The sequence below is a fragment of the Pseudooceanicola profundus genome (assembly GCF_054919315.1).
This window is the reverse complement of record NZ_CM142898.1, coordinates 4,093,385-4,110,612: the sequence shown is the minus strand read 5'-3', so window position 1 is coordinate 4,110,612 and position 17,228 is coordinate 4,093,385. Positions and strand designations below refer to the sequence as shown.

General features: G+C 67.7%; 20 protein-coding genes. 10 read left to right on the top strand and 10 right to left on the bottom strand.

The features are described from left to right. Positions 1-16: 16 nt before the first annotated feature. Complete coding sequence (locus tag ACX9MO_RS18780) at positions 17-628, bottom strand: histidine phosphotransferase family protein (RefSeq protein ID WP_462212949.1); 612 nt, start codon at positions 626-628, stop codon at positions 17-19. Between the two features lie 44 nt (positions 629-672). On the opposite strand from ACX9MO_RS18780, the gene ACX9MO_RS18775 reads away from it, so the two are divergent. The 3 genes from ACX9MO_RS18775 to olsA all read left to right on the top strand — a co-directional run bounded on the left by ACX9MO_RS18775 (position 673) and on the right by olsA (position 2,690). Beyond that, positions 673-855, top strand: coding sequence for a DUF3553 domain-containing protein (locus tag ACX9MO_RS18775; protein WP_462212948.1), 183 nt, complete (start codon positions 673-675; stop codon positions 853-855). 181 nt (positions 856-1,036) lie between these two features. Next, on the top strand, positions 1,037-1,822 hold the full coding sequence (olsB, locus tag ACX9MO_RS18770; RefSeq protein ID WP_222490085.1) for an L-ornithine N(alpha)-acyltransferase: 786 nt from the start codon (positions 1,037-1,039) through the stop codon (positions 1,820-1,822). Between the two features lie 31 nt (positions 1,823-1,853). Next, positions 1,854-2,690: a lyso-ornithine lipid O-acyltransferase gene (olsA, locus tag ACX9MO_RS18765; RefSeq protein WP_462212947.1), complete on the top strand. Its 837-nt coding sequence runs from the start codon at positions 1,854-1,856 to the stop codon at positions 2,688-2,690. A 53-nt stretch (positions 2,691-2,743) separates the two neighbouring features. Here olsA and ACX9MO_RS18760 read toward each other — a convergent pair whose 3' ends face one another. From ACX9MO_RS18760 to hpt, 5 genes are all read right to left on the bottom strand, one after another. After that, positions 2,744-3,364 carry a thiamine phosphate synthase gene (locus ACX9MO_RS18760; RefSeq protein ID WP_462212946.1) on the bottom strand — a complete coding sequence of 207 codons (621 nt, stop codon included), beginning with the start codon at positions 3,362-3,364 and terminating at the stop codon, positions 2,744-2,746. Between the two features lie 311 nt (positions 3,365-3,675). After that, on the bottom strand, positions 3,676-4,569 hold the full coding sequence (locus ACX9MO_RS18755; RefSeq protein ID WP_462212945.1) for a c-type cytochrome: 894 nt from the start codon (positions 4,567-4,569) through the stop codon (positions 3,676-3,678). 150 nt (positions 4,570-4,719) lie between these two features. After that, positions 4,720-5,181 (bottom strand): cytochrome c, encoded by a 462-nt coding sequence (locus ACX9MO_RS18750; protein WP_462212944.1) that lies wholly within the window; start codon positions 5,179-5,181, stop codon positions 4,720-4,722. A 355-nt stretch (positions 5,182-5,536) separates the two neighbouring features. Beyond that, complete coding sequence (locus tag ACX9MO_RS18745; RefSeq protein WP_462212943.1) at positions 5,537-5,704, bottom strand: hypothetical protein; 168 nt, start codon at positions 5,702-5,704, stop codon at positions 5,537-5,539. Positions 5,705-5,713: 9 nt separating this feature from the next. Then, positions 5,714-6,256, bottom strand: coding sequence for a hypoxanthine phosphoribosyltransferase (hpt, locus tag ACX9MO_RS18740; RefSeq protein ID WP_222490079.1), 543 nt, complete (start codon positions 6,254-6,256; stop codon positions 5,714-5,716). Between the two features lie 70 nt (positions 6,257-6,326). Here hpt and ACX9MO_RS18735 point away from each other — a divergent pair, with 70 nt between their 5' ends. Then, a complete protein-coding gene (locus ACX9MO_RS18735; protein ID WP_222490078.1) occupies positions 6,327-6,770 on the top strand; it encodes a type II toxin-antitoxin system RatA family toxin in 444 nt (147 codons plus the stop codon). A 164-nt stretch (positions 6,771-6,934) separates the two neighbouring features. Beyond that, entirely contained in the window at positions 6,935-7,429 is a 495-nt protein-coding gene (locus ACX9MO_RS18730; RefSeq protein ID WP_462212942.1) for a hypothetical protein, read from the top strand. Between the two features lie 133 nt (positions 7,430-7,562). On the opposite strand, the gene ACX9MO_RS18725 is transcribed toward ACX9MO_RS18730, so the two are convergent. Genes ACX9MO_RS18725 through ispD form a run of 4 tightly spaced genes read right to left on the bottom strand, consistent with a single transcriptional unit; the run spans position 7,563 to position 9,680 of the window. Next, complete coding sequence (locus tag ACX9MO_RS18725; protein WP_462212941.1) at positions 7,563-8,063, bottom strand: CinA family protein; 501 nt, start codon at positions 8,061-8,063, stop codon at positions 7,563-7,565. Then, positions 8,060-8,557 carry a phosphatidylglycerophosphatase A family protein gene (locus ACX9MO_RS18720; protein ID WP_462212940.1) on the bottom strand — a complete coding sequence of 166 codons (498 nt, stop codon included), beginning with the start codon at positions 8,555-8,557 and terminating at the stop codon, positions 8,060-8,062. Before ACX9MO_RS18720 ends, ACX9MO_RS18725 begins: the two co-directional genes overlap by 4 nt. Further along, entirely contained in the window at positions 8,554-9,033 is a 480-nt protein-coding gene (ispF, locus tag ACX9MO_RS18715; protein WP_222490074.1) for a 2-C-methyl-D-erythritol 2,4-cyclodiphosphate synthase, read from the bottom strand. Before ispF ends, ACX9MO_RS18720 begins: the two co-directional genes overlap by 4 nt. Positions 9,034-9,035: 2 nt before the next feature. Next, entirely contained in the window at positions 9,036-9,680 is a 645-nt protein-coding gene (gene ispD / locus ACX9MO_RS18710; RefSeq protein ID WP_462212939.1) for a 2-C-methyl-D-erythritol 4-phosphate cytidylyltransferase, read from the bottom strand. A gap of 299 nt (positions 9,681-9,979) precedes the next feature. Between ispD and dusB the strand changes: the two genes are divergently transcribed. The 5 genes from dusB to ntrX all read left to right on the top strand — a co-directional run bounded on the left by dusB (position 9,980) and on the right by ntrX (position 17,218). Continuing rightward, positions 9,980-10,978 (top strand): tRNA dihydrouridine synthase DusB, encoded by a 999-nt coding sequence (gene dusB, locus ACX9MO_RS18705; protein ID WP_462212938.1) that lies wholly within the window; start codon positions 9,980-9,982, stop codon positions 10,976-10,978. Continuing rightward, positions 10,975-12,060: a two-component system sensor histidine kinase NtrB gene (locus ACX9MO_RS18700; RefSeq protein WP_222490071.1), complete on the top strand. Its 1,086-nt coding sequence runs from the start codon at positions 10,975-10,977 to the stop codon at positions 12,058-12,060. Before dusB ends, ACX9MO_RS18700 begins: the two co-directional genes overlap by 4 nt. Further along, positions 12,060-13,427, top strand: a complete 1,368-nt coding sequence (locus ACX9MO_RS18695) for a response regulator (RefSeq protein ID WP_222490070.1) — start codon at positions 12,060-12,062, stop codon at positions 13,425-13,427. Before ACX9MO_RS18700 ends, ACX9MO_RS18695 begins: the two co-directional genes overlap by 1 nt. A 99-nt stretch (positions 13,428-13,526) precedes the next feature. After that, positions 13,527-15,809 (top strand): sensor histidine kinase NtrY-like, encoded by a 2,283-nt coding sequence (locus ACX9MO_RS18690; RefSeq protein WP_462212937.1) that lies wholly within the window; start codon positions 13,527-13,529, stop codon positions 15,807-15,809. Further along, a complete protein-coding gene (gene ntrX, locus ACX9MO_RS18685) occupies positions 15,809-17,218 on the top strand; it encodes a nitrogen assimilation response regulator NtrX (RefSeq protein ID WP_315900425.1) in 1,410 nt (469 codons plus the stop codon). The genes ACX9MO_RS18690 and ntrX overlap by 1 nt, the downstream gene beginning before the upstream one ends. Positions 17,219-17,228: the final 10 nt, after the last annotated feature.

Here is a 17,228-nt window from a genome sequence, read left to right as displayed (position 1 = left end):
CTGGCCGGGGCGCCGGTCAGAACCGCATGGTGACGCTGTCGGGCCCGGTCTGCAACAGGATGCGGCGGCCGTGATCCGTCAGCAGCGCGGGCAGCAGGGCGAACTGCACCTGCGCCGGCTGGATCGCGGCCTGTGCCGTGGGATCGTCGAGCGCGCGCCAGAGCCGGGGATCGGGGCGGTCAGGATCGGCGGGGCCCGAGACCTCCCAACCACGGTCGTCCGCCTGCCGGGTCACCGTGACGGTGCCGCCGTGGGGCATGGCGCTTTCGAAACATTGCAGCGCGAGGAACACGAGCTGCACCTCGCTACGGGGGCTGGTGCCGGTGAGGGTCCAATCGAAGGTCACCCGGGATGTCCCTGATATCGCGTCGAGAATCGAGGTGATCTCCGTCGCGCTCATCTGCTGGTCCGTTCCGGCCAGCCCGAAGGCCACCCGCAGGAAGCGGATGCGGGACGTGGCGTGGTTCACGCTGTCGGAGATCAGCGACATCTCCGGCCCGGTCACCGTGGCGCTGCTGTCGAGCGTCAGCAGTTCGACGCCGTTCTGGATCGCCCCGATGGGCGAGATCAGGTCGTGGCAGATGCGGGACCCTATCAGCGAGGCGAGGTTATGGTTAGACTGCCACATCAAAGGGCCCTCCGCTGTGGGAGCGCGCCGTAGGGGAACCGACCATGGACGATCTGAACGCCATCCTCGAACCGGGCATGCAGGTGCGCCATCCGGCACAGCCGGACTGGGGCACCGGGCAGGTGCAGTCCAATATCGGCGGCAAGGTGACGGTGAATTTCCCGGAGGCCGGTAAGGTGGTCATCGATAGCTCCCGCATTGCACTCCTCCCCGTGTTTGAACCATGAAACTGGTTTCTGAACCCTTAATGCGTCCCGGCATCGCTCTTGGCGCCTCCCTCTGCCGGGTCTGGCTGTGAGGCAGGGTAACACGGCCGGCACGCTCGGCCCATCGCCGTAAGGGCGGGATTGCCTCTGCCGGTGGGCTTGCCTAAAACCCCCCGCAGGTCGTCAGGGAGATGCCGCGCCAATGCCTGTTTCGCAGCCCAAGCCCGCCGCGCCGGTGTTCACCGTGCGCCTCGCGCGCGATGCCGCCGATCTGGAAGCGGCGCAGCGGCTGCGCTACCGGGTCTTCGTCGAGGAACTGGGCGGTGGTGGCGCGATGGTGGACCATGCCGCCGGGCTCGAGAAGGACCGCTTCGACCCGTTCTTCGATCACCTGCTGCTGCTGGACGAGACACGGCCCGGCGAGGTTGTGGGGGTCTACCGCCTGCTGCGCGACGATCAGGCGGCCCGGATCGGCCAGTATTACTCCGAGGACGAATACGATCTGACGCTGCTGAAACAGTCCGGCCGCAGGCTGCTGGAACTGGGGCGGTCCTGTCTCGACGCGGAGTATCGCGGCGGCACGGCCATGTATCACATGTGGCAGGCGCTCGCGGGCTACGTGGCCGATCACGGGATCGAGGTGCTCTTCGGCACCGCCTCCTTCCACGGCACGGATATCGAGACGCTTGCGCCCTCGCTCTCGCTGCTCCATGACCGCCACCTCGCGCCGCCCGAGTTGCGCGTCCGGGCGCAGGAGGCGCATTTCCAGCCGATGGACCTGATCCCGCCGGAGCAGATCGATCGGCCCGCCGCCATGCGCGAGGTGCCCGCGCTGATCAAGGCCTACCTGCGCCTCGGCGGTTTCGTGGGCGAGGGCGCCTTCGTCGATCACGCCTTCAACACCACCGATGTCTGCCTCGTGCTGGACACCGCGCGGATGAGCGCGACCCAGCGGGCGATCTACACAAGGGACCGGCCCGGCGCATGAGCGGCCGGTGCCCCGTCAGGAGAGACCGGCCGTGAGCAGCACATGGGGAGAGGGCGTGCCGCCCGATGCGCCGCAGAGCCCGGGGCCGTTTGGCTGGCTGCTGATCGCGCTGCGCGCGCCGGTGCTGGTGGTGGTGAATTTCGGCTGCCTCGCGCTGCTGCTGCTCTGCCGGCTTGTGGAGCGTCCGCTCTGCGGGGTGAACCGCCCGGTGACGCCCTGGATCACGGTCTTCGTCTGCCGCACCTCTCTGAAGGTCATGCGGCTGCGGCTCAAGATCACCGGCACGCCGATGCGCCATCGCGGGGCGCTTGTGGCGAACCATTCCTCGTGGCTCGACATCTACACGCTGAACGCCACCGCGCCGCTCTACTTCGTGTCGAAGGCCGAGGTGGCAAAATGGCCCGGGATCGGCTGGCTGGCCCGGGCCACGGGCACCGTTTTCATCAACCGTGACCGGCGCGAGGCGAAGGCGCAGCAGGATGTCTTCCACCAGCGGCTGGAGGCCCGGCACCTGCTGCTCTTCTTCCCCGAGGGCACCTCGACCGACGGGCTGCGGGTGCTGCCGTTCAAGACCACGCTCTTCGCGGCCTTTACCGGCGACAGCCTGCGCGATCACCTCTGGGTCCAGCCCATGTCGGTGATCTACCGCGCGCCCGAGGGCGCGCCGGCGCGGTTCCATGGCTGGTGGGGCGACATGGACTTCGGCGGCCACCTTCTGAAGGTGCTGGCCACATGGCGCAACGGATCGGTCGAGGTGGTGTTCCATCCGCCGCTGAAGGTCGCGGACCTGCCGGACCGCAAGGCGCTTGCCCGGGCCGCGGAAGAGGCGGTGCGGTCGGGGATGCCCGAGGATCGGCGCGGGATGTGAGGCGTCAGCTGGCGGGTCAGTTGGCGGGGGCGTGACCCCGCCAGAGCGGGGCGTCAGCCCATGGCGGCGATGAAGCGGCCGAGCGCGGCGGTGGGGTCTTCCTCGGTCCAGATTTCGTCCCCGATGCCGAAGAAATCGGTGATCGGGGTCAGCTGGCGGACGATCTCTTCCGTGAGGCCGCCTTCGGCCACCACGGGCAGTTCGATCATCTCGGTCCACCAGGCGAAGAGCTCGGCCTCCGCCACCGCGCCGTCCTCGAGGCCGAGGTCGCGCAGGGGGCCGAAGGAGATGTAATCGGCGCCGTTCTCGCCCGCGCTCATGCCCTCGTGGCGCGAGGTATGGGCATAGGCGCCCACGATCGCATCCTGTCCGAGCGCCTTGCGGGCCTGCCGGACGGAGCGGGCGCCGTCGGTCAGGTGCACGCCGTCGAGGCCGATCCGCTCGGCCAGCAGGAAATGCGAATTCAGCACCAGCGCCACGTCACGGGCGTGGGTCACCTCGCGCAGCGCATCGGCGGCGCGCAGGATGCGGTCCTCGTCGCGGGTGGCGAGCGCAAGGCGCACGCAGGCGACCTCATGGGCGTCCAGCGCCGAGGCCAGCTGGTCGGGATAGGTCGAAAGATCGAACTCCGGCGGGGAGATGAGGTAGATCTGCGGCTTGTCTTCGGTGCCCATACTGCTCTCCTGCGCTGCGGTGTCGTGGCGCTATACAGGGAAAATTCCGGGCCGCCAATGGGGCGTGAAAGGCGCGGAGGCGGGATTTGCAGGCGGCGCGCGGGAAGGGCGCCTGCGGCGGGCGGGGTCGGGGGGCTGTCTGCCCCCCTTGGCCCTCGCGGGCCAATTCCCCCCGAGGATATTTGCGAAACGGAAATGACAGGGGTGGTCTGGGATCGGGGGATGGGGGCCGTCGGCCCGCCTTGGTCCGCCGGGGAGGACCAATTTTTCCCGAGGATATTTCGAAACGGTGGATGGGCTCTGGGGGTGGGTCAGGGCGTGGGCAGGGCCTTGAGGTAGGCGGCGATGGCGAGGCGGTCGGCCGGGCTGAGCTTGGCGGTGTTCTCGACCACGTCGGTCATCTCGCCTCCGGCGCTGTCGAAATCCGGGGTGAAGCCGGAGGAGAGGTATTCCGCGATTTCCTCCTCGGACCAGTCGAGGTGATCCGGCGTCAGCCCGGGGGCGCGGCCCGCGCCGCCGGCCAGCTGGGCGCCGGTGAGCCAGAGGTCCTTTTCGAGGCCGCCGAGGGCGTTGCGGGGCGTGTGGCATTCGGCGCAATGGCCGAGCGCCTCTACAAGGATGCGGCCGCGCAGGACCTCCTCGTTGTCAGAAGCGAGGGTGAAGTCGTCGGTCAGGTAGAGCATCTTCCACAGCCCCACGCCGCGGCTGATGCTGAAGGGGAAGCCGACCTGGTGCGGCTGGCTGGGGCTGTCGGAGGGCGGCAGCGTCTGCAGGTAGGCCCAGAGGTCGGCGATGTCCTGCGGGGCGGCGTGAATATAGGCCGTGTAGGGGAAGGCGGGGTAGTAGTGCCGACCTTCGGGGGAGACGCCGCGCTGCATCGCGTTGGCGAGGTCGAGGAGGGACCACGCCCCGATGCCGGCCTGCGGGTCGGGCGAGATATTGGGCGCAAGGAAGGTGCCGAAGTCCGAAGCGAAGCTCTTGCCGCCGGCCAGGGTCAGCTTCTCCTCGCCGCTGGCGCCGGGGGCGGAATGGCAGGAGGCGCAGCCACCGGCGTCGAAGACCCATTTGCCGCGCTCGGCATCCCCGGTCAGCCCGTCGTAGGCGGCGCTGTCCACGTGGCCGGGGCGGGTCAGGACCCAGAAGACGCCGCCGCCCAGCAGGGCGAGGAGCAGGGCGATGAAGACGAGGCGGAGAAGAGTGTACATCGGCGGGCTCCTGGAGGGGCGGGAGGGCGTCGGTGGAGAGGGTGGCGGCACGGCAATGCCGGGACAGGGGCTGCCCCGGCACTGGATGTCAGGGACCGGCGGGTGGGGCCGGTCCGGTGGGGGCGCTGTGATACCGCGCCCCGGCCCGATTTACGGCTTCTGGCGGTAGGCCTTGTGGCAGGCGCCGCAGGCCCCGCCCACGGTGCGCAGTGCCGCGCCGATCGCCTCGGCCCCTTCACCGGCGGCGGCTTCCAGCTCGGCCGCGGCCTCGTGCAGGGCCATCTGCTTCTCCATCACCCCGGAGGCGTCGGTGAGCGCGGCGGGCGCGGCCTCGGAGCCCTCCAGGGCACCCACTTCGCTGCCTTCGGGGAACATGTAGGTCAGGTCGATCGAGGAGGCGGTGGCGAGGTTCGACGCCGCGGCCATGGCGATCTCGCTGTCGTATTCGGCCTCGCCCTTGGCGATCCCGCTGAGGATGCCGAGGTTGTAGGCGTAGATATGCATCACGCTCTTGCGGGCCTCCATGGCGCCCTTGGCGGCGTCCTGGCCGAAGGCGGTGCCCGCGGTCCCGAGACCGGCGAGCAGGGCGAGGGTGAGGGCGGCTGTCTTCATCTGGCAGTCTCCTGGCTGGATGTCCTGGGGGAAGGGTAGCAGGAAGTTTCGCGCTGCCATCTGACGAAATCGTGACATTTGGGCGAAGGCGGGGATGCGCGGGCCTATGGGGGACGCAGGCGGCGAGCGCGCGTGGGGAGCCGGGCGCGGTAGGATGGGCCGCAGACGCCTGTGGAGCCAGGCCTTGGGGGCAGGGCGTGGCAGGCTCCAACTCGGGGGGCCGACCCACGCGATCGGACTTGATGAGAAGCCGCCCCCGGGCCGGGATCGGGGGCGTGGCGATGTCAGGGGCGGAATGGGGCCTGTATCCTGTCCCGTATGCAGCCCCGTATCGGGACCGCTGTCCGGGGAGGTGTCAGCGCCAGCGGGTCTTGTTCGGGACCAGCTCTTCAGGGAAGCCGAAGATCTGCTCCAGCAGGACGATGGCGAGGCAGATCGCCACCACGATGAAGACGAGCTTCACCCGCCCCGCGGAGGGCGGGTGCCGGGCCCATTTCGCCATGCGCAGCAGCCAGCGTTCCATCCGGGGCCGTCAGTCCTCGGTGAAGCGGACCTTGCCGATATAGGGCAGGTTCCGGTTCGATTGCGCGTAGTCGATGCCGTATCCCACGACGAATTCATCGGGAATCTCGAAGCCGATCCAGTCGGCCTTGAAGTCCACCTCGCGCCGCGCGGGCTTGTCGAGCAGGGCGATGGTGCGCAGCTTGGCCGGATTGCGGGCCTTCAGGATGTGGATCACGTGCGACAGCGTGTAGCCGGTGTCGACGATATCCTCGACCACCAGCACGTTGCGGCCCTCGATTTCACCCCGCAGGTCCTTGAGGATGCGCACCTCGCGCGAGCTTTCGGTGCTGTTGCCATAGGACGAGGCCTCGATGAAATCGACCTCCAGGTCGCGGTCGAGCTCGCGCACGAGATCGGCGATGAAGATGAAGGAGCCGCGCAGCAGCCCCACCACCACCAGCCGCTCGCCGGCAGGGAATTCGCGCCTGATTTCTCCGCAAAGTGCCTCGATCCGCGCCGCGATGGACTTGGCCGAGATCAGCCTGTCGATGACATAGGGACGTTGTGTCATGGTTGCCTCTTGAACTTCCGGGCACAGTTTAGGACATGGGGGCCGCAAGAGAAACACGGAACGAGGCGTCATGCCGACCCATTCGGAAACACGGACCCTGCCTTACAGCGCGCAACAGATGTACGATCTGGTGGCCGACGTGGGGTCCTATCCGAAGTTCCTGCCGTGGTGCGCCGCCGCGCGCGTCCGCTCGCGCAAGCCGGACGGCGCGCTTGAGGTGATGGAGGCCGACCTCGTGATCTCCTTCAAGGTCTTCCGGGAGAAATTCGGCTCCCGCGTGGTGCTGCACCCGAACCATGCGCGTATCGATACCGAATATCTCGACGGGCCGTTCCGCTACATGAAGTCCCGCTGGGACTTCAAGGATATCGAGGGCGGGTGCGAGGTGAGCTTCTTTACCGACTTTGAATTCAAGAACGCCGTCCTTCAGGGAATCATCGGGCTGGTCTTCAACGAGGCCATGCAGCGGATTGTTCGCGCTTTCGAAACACGCGCCGATACACTCTATGGTTGAATGTGCGCATATTGTTTTTGGTTAACCGGTTAATCCCGGTTGCCGATCGCGCGTTGTTCCCTCTCGATCCTCAATGACCCGTTAAGACCTTTGCGGCGCCATATTTCGACCTTGTTTCAAGGCGATGTGGCGAACAGTGAAGCAAAAATAGACAATGGGTAGATATGATTAATCCGATTTCGAGCATCGGGGCCGTTCTGGTTCCGTCGTTCGGCTCGGGTGCAACCTCGACCAATTCCGGTCAGGGCGCCGAGACGAGCGAAGACAACAAGTCCATCGGTGGCGGCACTGTCGAGACCGCCACGGAAACCGCAACCGGCACCGGCCATGCCGTCGTGGAACTGGTCGAGACCGCCGAAGAGAGCGCCGGTTTCGCAAAGCCCGTCGCGGCCGAGGCGGATGAGACCGCCGGACCCCAGAGCGCCGCAGAAGAGCCGGAAGAGGCCGCTTCCAGTGTGGACCGGGCCCGGGATCAGGCGATCGCGACCCAGAAGCGCATGCTGGAAGACATGATGGCGGAATCGATGGCCAAGGACCCGGGCAGCTACACGCTGAACCTGAAGACCGACGCCAAGACCGGCAGCAGCTCCTATGCTGCGGCGGCCGCCTCGGGCGCCAGCTCCTCCTCAGGCGGTCAGGGCATGGACATGTCCTTCTGATCCGGGACCGAGATACCAATGCAAAAGGCCCGCCGATGATCCGGCGGGCCTTTTGCGTTTTGCGTTGCGGGGCGGAAGACGCGGCGGCCCCTGGGGCCGCTCAGGGTTCGTACGTTCGCGTGCCAAGGCGCGGTCAGTCGCCGGACAGCTCCAGTGCCATGTCGAGCAGCAGGGCGAGGGCGTGGTCACACGCCGCCTGGCGGACATTGGCCCGACCAAGCGCCCCGAAGTCGCGGGTCTCGGTCCGGGTCTGCTGATGGCCGGTGGTGGCGATGCCGAAGCAGACGCGCCCCTCGGGCTTGTGCCCGGATCCGCCGGGGCCTGCGATCCCTGTGATCGAGACCGCCAGCGAGGCGTCGAGCGCGCGCAGAGCGCCCTCTGCCATCTCGCGGGCCACGGGCTCCGACACGGCGCCCTGTGCGGCGAGCGTCTCGCCGTTGACCCCCAGCAGGGCCTGCTTGGCGCCGTTGGCGTAGGAGATCACCCCGCCCATCATGACGTCGGACGAGCCGACGATATCGGTCAGCGCCGCGCCGACCATGCCGCCGGTGCAGCTTTCCGCCGTGGCGATGGTCAGGCCGGCCGCGCGGGCGGCCTCCAGCACCTTGGCGGCAAGGGTCTCACTCGTGCTCATCGCATCAGGACCCCATGGGCGAGCGCGGCCAGCACGATCACCACGATCCCGGACATCACCCCCGCAAAGACATCGTCCAGCATCACCCCCAAGGGATCATGCCGCCGGTCGGCCCAGCCCACGGGGCCGGGTTTCCAGATGTCGAAGAGGCGGAAGCAGACGAAGGCCACGACCCAGCCGGGCCAGAGCCGGGTGATGTCGACGCCCATCATCATCGCGCCATAGGAGACCGGCCAGAGGGCGATCCACTGGCCGACCAGCTCGTCTATGACAATCTCGGAGGGGTCGGCGCCGGGGGTGTCCGCGGTTTCCTGCGCGATGGCCCACCAGCCGCCGAAGAGCGCTAGCAGGGTCGCGGCCGCCAGCAGCCAGAAGCCGCCCAGCTGGTGCAGGGCCCAGGCCAGCGGCAGGGCGGCGAGGCTGCCCCATGTGCCCGGCGCCGGGCGCAGGTTGCCCACGCCCAGGACGGTTGCGATCAGGCGCGTGCCGCTCATGGCCGCACCAGGGCGGCGGTGGCGATGGCGGCAATGCCTTCCTCGCGACCGGTGAAGCCCAGCCTCTCGCTCGTGGTGGCCTTGACGGAAATGCGTGTCACATCCAGCTCCATGATCTCTGACAGCGCCTGCGCCATGGCGTTGGCGTGGGGGCCGACCTTGGGGCGCTCGCAGACGAGCGTACAGTCGATGTTGGAAATAGCGTAGCCCATCCGGGTGGCCAGTTGCACCGCATGCGCCAGAAAGACGCGGCTTGCGGCGCCCTTCCACTGGGGATCGGAGGGCGGGAAATGGCGACCGATGTCGCCCTCGGCAAGCGCGCCGTAGATCGCGTCGGTGATGGCATGCATCCCCACATCCGCATCCGAATGCCCGTCGAGTCCCTTGTCATGGGGCACGGCCACGCCGCAGAGCATCACGTGATCGCCCTCGCAGAAGCGGTGCACGTCGTAGCCATTGCCCAGCCGGATATCCATCCTCAGCCCTCCAGTATGCGTTCGGCCCGGGCGAAATCGCCGGGGTGGGTGATTTTCAGGTTGTCCTCGTCGCCCGGCAGGATCGCCACGCGCATCCCGGCCCAGCGGGCGACCTCGACGTCATCGGCCCCACCGCCCGGGTGGGCCCGGTGCGCGGCCAGCAGCGGGGCGAGGTGGAAGCCCTGCGGGGTCTGCGCCCGGAACAGCCCGTCGCGCGGCTGTGTGCCCGCCACGGCGCCGTCCTGCCCGATCCAGAGCGCATCCGTCACCGGCACGCCGGGGGCGGCGGCCTCGTGCGTTTCCAGCGCAGCGGCGACAGAGGCGATGAGCGCGGAAGATATGCAGGGCCGGGCGATGTCATGGATCAGCACGCGGGTGGTGCCGGTGCCTTCCAGCGCCTCCAGACCGGCCCGGACCGAGGCATCGCGGGTCGCGCCGCCGGTCACCCGGATCGGGTCGCCGGGCAGGGGCACCTCCATGTCGTCGGGATGCAGCACGAGGACCACGGGCGCGATTCCCGCCGCGGCGAAGGCCGCCAGCGTCCAGTCCGCGACGCGGCGTCCGGCCAGCGGGCGCCACTGCTTGGGCTGTCCGCCCCCGGCACGCAGGCCGCGGCCTGCGGCAACGATGATCGCGGCTGTGCTCACGGGTCTTTCCCGGGCCCTCTTCCTGTGGCAAACCCTGATCCGCAGAAGCGCGTCAGAGGCGCGCAGAGCAGGGCGATCGGCCCCTCTTAGGCGCTTGCGCCGCCGGGGGCAATGCCGCCCACACTGCCCGGAGACAGGCGGCCACGGGGCCCGTTTGTCCGGGTGTCGCCAAGAAATGCCGCAGTGCTGCGCACAAAAAACAGGCAAGTCGCCTGTTGAACGGTGCGGAATGCGGCGCGATTTGTTGTTTGGCTCCCCGCGATGCGTTAGGACCGATCACGTGCACAAGGATTAAGCAGATGCCGCTGGACATCTCGGATATACAGCTGACCCCGCCGGTGATGCTGGCCCCCATGGCCGGGATCACGGACCTTCCGACACGGGGCCTCGTTCTCGGATTCGGCGCAGGTCTCGTGGTGAGCGAGATGGTGGCGAGTGCGGAAATGCTCTGTGCCCGTCCCGGGACACGGGAAAAGGCCGAACTCGGCGTGGGCCGGGACCGGACGTCCGTTCAGCTCGCGGGGCGCGATCCTGAGTGGATGGCCGAGGCGGCACGCCAGATCGCGGGCGAGGGCGCCCGGATCATCGACATCAACATGGGCTGTCCCGCCAAGAAGGTGGTGGGCGGCCTCTCCGGTTCGGCGCTTCTGCGCGATCTCGACCTCGCGCTGCGGCTGGTCGAGGCGGTCGCAGAGGCGGTCGAGGTGCCGGTGACGCTGAAGACCCGGCTGGGCTGGGACGACAGCAACCTGAACGCGCCGGAGCTGGCACGGCGGGCCGAGGCGGCGGGGGTGGCGATGTTCACCATCCACGGCCGGACCCGGTGCCAGTTCTACAAGGGCCGGGCCGACTGGGCCGCGGTGCGCCGGGTGAAGGAGGCCGTCTCGGTCCCGGTCATCGTGAACGGCGACATCACCAATGCCGACACCGCCCGCGAGGCGCTGCGGCTCTCCGGTGCGGACGGGGTCATGGTGGGGCGCGGGGCGCAGGGCAAGCCCTGGCTGCCGGCCGCGATCGGGCATGAGATATACGGCGCCGCGGCGCCGGTGATACCGCAGGGGGACGCGTATTACGACATGGTTTCAGGGCATTACGAAGCGATCCTGAGCTTTTACGGTAAGGCCCTCGGGCTGCGCGTCGCGCGCAAGCACCTGGGGTGGTACATGGATGAGGCGGGCACAGCTGACGTGTTGCGGGGACGTATCCTGCGCAGCTTCGACAGCGCCGAGGTGATCCGCCTGCTGCGGCCCGCGCTGGAGGCGGGGCCGGGGCCAATGGAAGGGCGCAAGGCCGCATGATCTCCGACGACGATTCCGCCCTCTGGGCGTCCCTGCCGGTTCCGGCGCTGCTGCTTGATCCGGAGGATCGCATCGAGGCGATCAACCCGGCGGCCGAAGGCTTCCTCAATGCCTCGTCCAAGTCGATCAGGGGCCACAAGGTCTGGGAGCGGGTGATGATCGACGGAACGCTAGAAAAGGCGTTCCTGAAGGCCAAGCAGAACGCCTCGCCGCTCTTCGTGAACGATATCGACGTGGGCACCGGCGAGCGCTCGCCGCTGCACTGCAACCTGCAGATCGCCCCCTACGCCGAGATGCCGGGCTACATGCTGTTCCTGATCTCGCCGCGGGAACTGGCCGGGCGGCTGACACAGGACCACACGGTGAAATCCGCCGCCAAATCCGCCATCGGCATGGCCGAGATGCTGGCCCACGAGATCAAGAACCCGCTGGCGGGGATCACCGGGGCGGCGCAGCTTCTCTCCATGGGGCTTTCGGCCGAGGACCGCGAACTGACAGACCTGATCGTGGGCGAGAGCCGGCGCATCGTGAAGCTGCTGGAGCAGGTCGAGCAGTTCGGCAACCTGACGATGCCCGACATGCGACCGGTCAACCTGCACGACGTGCTGGACCGCGCGCGGCGCTCGGCCCTGCTGGGCTTCGGCGCGAACATGAAGATCATCGAGGAATACGACCCTTCGCTGCCGCTGGCGCTTGGCGATCCCGACCAGCTGCTTCAGGTCATCCTCAACCTCCTGAAGAACGCCGCACAGGCCGCGGGCCCCGAGGGTGGCACGATCCGCCTGCGCAGCTTCTTCGAACATTCTTTCCGCCTGCGCCGCTCCGACGGCGGGGGCAAGTCCCTCCCGCTGCAGATCGAGGTCATCGACGATGGCCCCGGCCTGCCGCAGGATATCGCCGAGGATATTTTCGATCCCTTCGTCTCGGGCCGCGAAAACGGCACGGGGCTGGGGCTGGCATTGGTGAGTAAGATCATTTCGGACCATGACGGGTGGATTTCCGTCAATTCGGTGCCCGGCAAGACGGTATTCCGCATCTCGCTGCCGATGGTGCCTCGGAAGAAGAATAAGGAGAAGATCTGATGGACGGCACTGTACTTGTCGCCGATGACGACCGCACCATCCGCACCGTGCTGACCCAGGCGCTGACCCGCGCCGGCTGCAAGGTCCACGCCACCTCGTCGCTGACCACGCTGATGCGCTGGATCGGCGAGGGCAAGGGCGACGTGGTGATCTCGGATGTCATGATGCCTGACGGGAACGGGCTCGAGATGCTGCCCAAGATCAGCCAGGACCGTCCCGGCCTGCCGGTGATCGTGATCTCGGCGCAGAACACGATCATGACCGCGATCCAGGCCGCCGAGGCCGAGGCCTATGATTACCTGCCCAAGCCCTTCGACCTGCCGGACCTGATGAAACGCACCGCGCGGGCCCTCGAAGCCCGGCGCCGTGCGCCCTCCAGCGCCAAGGTGGAGGAGGTCGAGCGCCCCGACGAGCTGCCGCTGATCGGCCGCACCGCCGCGATGCAGGCGCTCTACCGTCTCGTGGCGCGGGTGATGAACACCGACCTCGCCGTGTTGATCGCGGGCGAAAGCGGCACCGGCAAGTCGCTGATCGCCAAGGCGATCCATGACTTCTCGGACCGTCGGAACCTGCCCTTCGTGGTCGCCACCGCGGCCGACCTTCAGGACCTCGAAGGCCCGGCCAAGGTGCTGGCCCGTGCCAAGGGCGGCACCGTGCTCTTCGACGAGATCAGCGACATCGACCTCGAGGTGCAGGCCCGCATCGTGCGCATGATGGACGGCCCCACCGACAACCTGCCGCGCTTCATGGCGACCTGCCAGACCGATCCGAACCAGGCGATGGAGCGGGGCGAGGTGCGCCAGGACCTCTATTACCGCCTCTCCGGCGCCACGATCCAGGTGCCAGCGCTGCGCGAGCGCGTCGACGACATCCCGCTGCTGGTGGATCACTTCCTGCAACGGGCCGAGCGTGAAGGCGCGCCGAAACGCTGGCTGGCCGAGGATGCGCTGGAGATGATGCGCACCTACTCCTGGCCCGGCAACGTGCGCCAGCTGGAGAACGCGATCCGCCGTCTCGTGCTGACCGCGCGCACGGATGAGATCACCCGCGCCGAGGTGGAGATGGTGCTGGGCAACCAGCCCGAGATGGAGCCCGCCATGGGCGGCGGCGACGCCGAGAAGCTCTCGGCCTCGGTCGCGCGTCACCTGCGGCGCTACTTCGACCTGCACGGCAACATGCTGCCGCCGCCGGGGCTCTATGGCCGTATCCTGAAGGAGGTCGAGATGCCCCTGATTGAGATCGCCCTGGACGCGACGGGCGGAAATCAGGCGAAATGTGCCGATCTTCTGGGAATCAACCGCAATACTTTGCGCAAGAAGATCACTGATCTGGATATTCGCGTGACACGCCGCCGGAAGTTGATGTAAAACCGCAACAGAACCGTGGCCATCGGGGATCATCCCCGCAATGAGCCACAGGATATGGCGGTCGTCGCGTAAAGCGACACATCAAGGCGGGGGAAGCCTGTGGCAACCCGAGCACAGCGCTCTACGTGGAACCGGCTCAGCCGGCTCCGCCGACAGCGGCGCATACAGAACGCGGCAACGCTGGGGCTGGTTGTCCTCGGCCCCACGCTGACGCTTCTGACATTCCTCGTGCTGGGGCCCTTCGATCAGGGGGCCTCGTCACTTGGCCTGCGGCTCGTGCTGCTGGCCGATTTCGTCTACGTGCTCTTCGTGGCGGCGCTCGTGTTGCAGCGGGTGGCGCAGATGGTGGCCGCGCGCCGTGCGCGATCGGCCGGGTCTCGGCTGCACCTGCGGCTGACCGGCGTCTTTGCGCTGATGGCGCTGCTGCCCACGGTCTCGGTCGCGGTCTTTGCCGTGCTCACGGTGAACGTCGGACTCGAAGGCTGGTTCTCGGAGCGGGTGCGCAGCGTGGTCTCCACCTCGCTTGCGGCGGCGCAGGCCTACGAGGACGAGCACCGGCAGGACCTGATGCAGGACGGGCAGGCGCTTGCGCAGCTGCTCGACGCGGCGCGCTCGACCTCGCTCTATGTCTCTGACGCGATGCTGCGGGAATACCTCTCGCAGGGGCAGAGCCAGATCCAGCGCGGGTTGCGCGAGGCCTATATCATCGACGGCACCGGGGAGATCCGGGCCCGGGGCGAACGCTCCTACCTGTTCGATTTCGAACGTCCCACCGCCGCACAGATCCAGGAGGCCCGCGACAAGGGCATCGTGGTGATCGAGGACTGGGACAACAACGAGTTCCGCGCCCTGCTGCCGCTGGCCGATTACGCAGACCGGCTGGTCTATGTCTCGCGGCAGGTGGACGGGCAGATCCTCTCGCTGCTGGACGACACGCAGGAGACGGTGCGGCTCTACCAGCAGCTGGAGAGCGAACGCGGCCGGGTGCTTTTCGAGTTCGGACTGCTCTACCTCGGCTTTGCCGCGATCCTGATCCTTGCCGCGATCTGGCTGGGCCTGTGGTTCGCCGAACGCCTGTCGCGCCCGGTGGGGCGTCTGACGGCGGCGGCGCAACAGGTCGGCTCCGGCGATCTCGACGTGCAGGTGATCGAGGAGGAGGGCGACGACGAGATCGCCATGCTCAGCCGCTACTTCAACCAGATGACCAAGCAGCTGAAGGGCCAGCGGGAAACGCTGCTCCAGAACACCCGACAGATCGAGGGGCGGCGGCGGCTCTTCGATTCCGTGCTCTCCTCCGTCACCTCCGGGGTGGTCGGGCTGGACGCGGAAGGGCGGGTGATGTTCGTCAACCGCTCGGCCGAGCGGCTTCTGGACTGGACCGAGGCAAAGCACGACATGCCGCTCTCCGTCGCGGTGCCGGAATTCGGTGCGCTCTTCGAAAAACTCCGCGAGGGGCCGCAGCAGATCGCGCAGGAAGAGATCAAGGTGACGCGACAGGGCCGGGCCGAGAACCTTCTGGTGCGTATGGCGACCCGTCGAAATGCCGATGACCGGCGCGAGGGCTACGTGGTGGCCTTCGACGACGTGACCGATCTGGTCGCCGCGCAACGCAGTGCCGCCTGGGGTGACGTGGCCCGGCGCATCGCCCATGAGATTAAGAACCCGCTGACGCCGATCCAGCTTTCGGCCGAACGGATCAAGCGCAAGTTCCGCCGCCATCTGGACGACCAGCTGGGCAGCGACCTCGAGAGCCTGACCGAGGTGATCGTGCGCCAGACCAATGACCTGCGCCGGATCGTCGATGAATTCTCCAAGTTCGCCCGGATGCCGGAACCCGAGCGCAAGCAGGTCGACCTCGGCGAGATCCTGCGCGGTACGGTGCTGTTGCAGCAATCCGGCCAGCCGGGGGTGGAGATCCGGGCCGATCTGCCCGACACCCCCATGGCGGCCGAAGCGGATGCGACCATGATCGGACAGGCGCTCACCAACCTGATGAAGAATGCAGGCGAAGCCACGGAAACCCTTAGGGAAAAAGGCGCGCCCGAGGGCTATGCCCCGGCGATCCGCGTGACGGCAGGTGTGAGCGAGGATGACCTCGGCGCGCCGGTCGCCCGGATCACCATCGCCGACAACGGGATCGGCCTGCCCGAGGACCGCTCGCGGCTCTTCGAGCCCTATGTGACGACCCGCGACAAGGGCACCGGCCTTGGGCTGCCCATCGTGAAGAAGATCATCGAGGAGCATGGCGGCAGCCTCGCCCTTGAAGATGCGCCCCGATTTGACGGGTGCAGCCATACCGGCGCCATGGCCGTGATCCGCCTGCCGTTGCAGGCCGGACCGGCCGGACGAGGTGCCCACGCTTTGATTGAGGAAGACAGCTGATGACCGATATTCTGATCGTGGACGACGAGCGGGACATCCGGGAATTGATCTCGGACATCCTGGAGGACGAGGGGTTCACCACCCGGCTCGCGGGGAACTCCGACGACTGCATGGCCGAACTGAATGCCGAACCGCCGGGGCTGATGATCCTCGACATCTGGCTGAAGGACAGCCGGATGGACGGGATCGACATTCTCAAGCACGTGAAGCGCGACAACCCGGATGTGCCGGTGGTGATCATCTCGGGCCATGGCAACATCGAGATCGCCGTGGCCGCGATCAAGCAGGGCGCCTACGACTTCATCGAGAAGCCGTTCAACATCGACCAGCTGATGGTGGTGATCCGCCGCGCCATGGAGACCTCGCGCCTGCGCCGCGAGAACAACCAGCTGCGCCGCAAGGACAACCAGTCGGCCGAGATGGTGGGCAAGTCCGCGTCCTTCCGGACGCTGATCGGCCAGCTCGACAAGGTGACCAAGTCGAACGGGCGCATCATGCTGACCGGGCCCGCGGGCGCGGGCAAGGAAGTGGCGGCGCGCTATATTCACAGCCGGTCGGGCCGGGCCGAGGGACCCTTCGTCACGGTGCCCTGCGCCACGATCGAGCCGGAGCGGATGGAAGAGGTGCTCTTTGGCCGCGAGACGCCGGAGCGCGGGATCGAGCCGGGCCTGCTGGAAGAGGCCCATGGCGGGGTGATCTACCTCGACGAGGTGGCCGACATGCCGCTGGGGACCCAGTCCAAGATGCTGCGGGTGCTGGTGGACCAGCAATTCCTGCGCGTGGGCGGCTCGGACAAGGTCCGGGTGGACCTGCGGGTGATCTCCTCCACCAACCGGGTGCTGGAGCAGGAGATCGAGGCCGGACGCTTCCGGCAGGAGCTCTATCACCGGCTGAATGTGGTGCCGATCGCGGTGCCCGCGCTGGAGGAACGCCGCGAGGACATCCCGCTGCTGGCGGAGCATTTCATCGGCCATCTGCACCGGTCGCAGGGCCTGCCGCAGCGCGCGCTCTCGGACGAGGCGGCGGCGCTGATGCAGACCATGACCTGGCCCGGCAACGTGCGCCAGCTGCGCAACGTGGTGGAGCGGATCCTGATCCTCGGCGACGGTGCGGACGAGATCGAGGCCCGTGAGGTTCCGGGCGAGGAAGAGAAGGCCGGGGGCGGCGAGGGCCGCGTGGTGCTGGCGGGCTCTCTGGCGACGCTGCCGCTGCGCGAGGCGCGCGAGGCCTTCGAGCGGGAGTACCTGCTGACGCAGATCAACCGCTTCGGTGGCAATATCAGCCGCACGGCGCAATTCGTCGGAATGGAGCGGTCGGCGCTGCACCGCAAGCTGAAGTCGCTGAACGTGGTGACGACGAACAAGGCCGGGGGCCGGGTGGCGCATCTGGAAGAGGAAGACGCCGAGTAAGCGGTCCTGC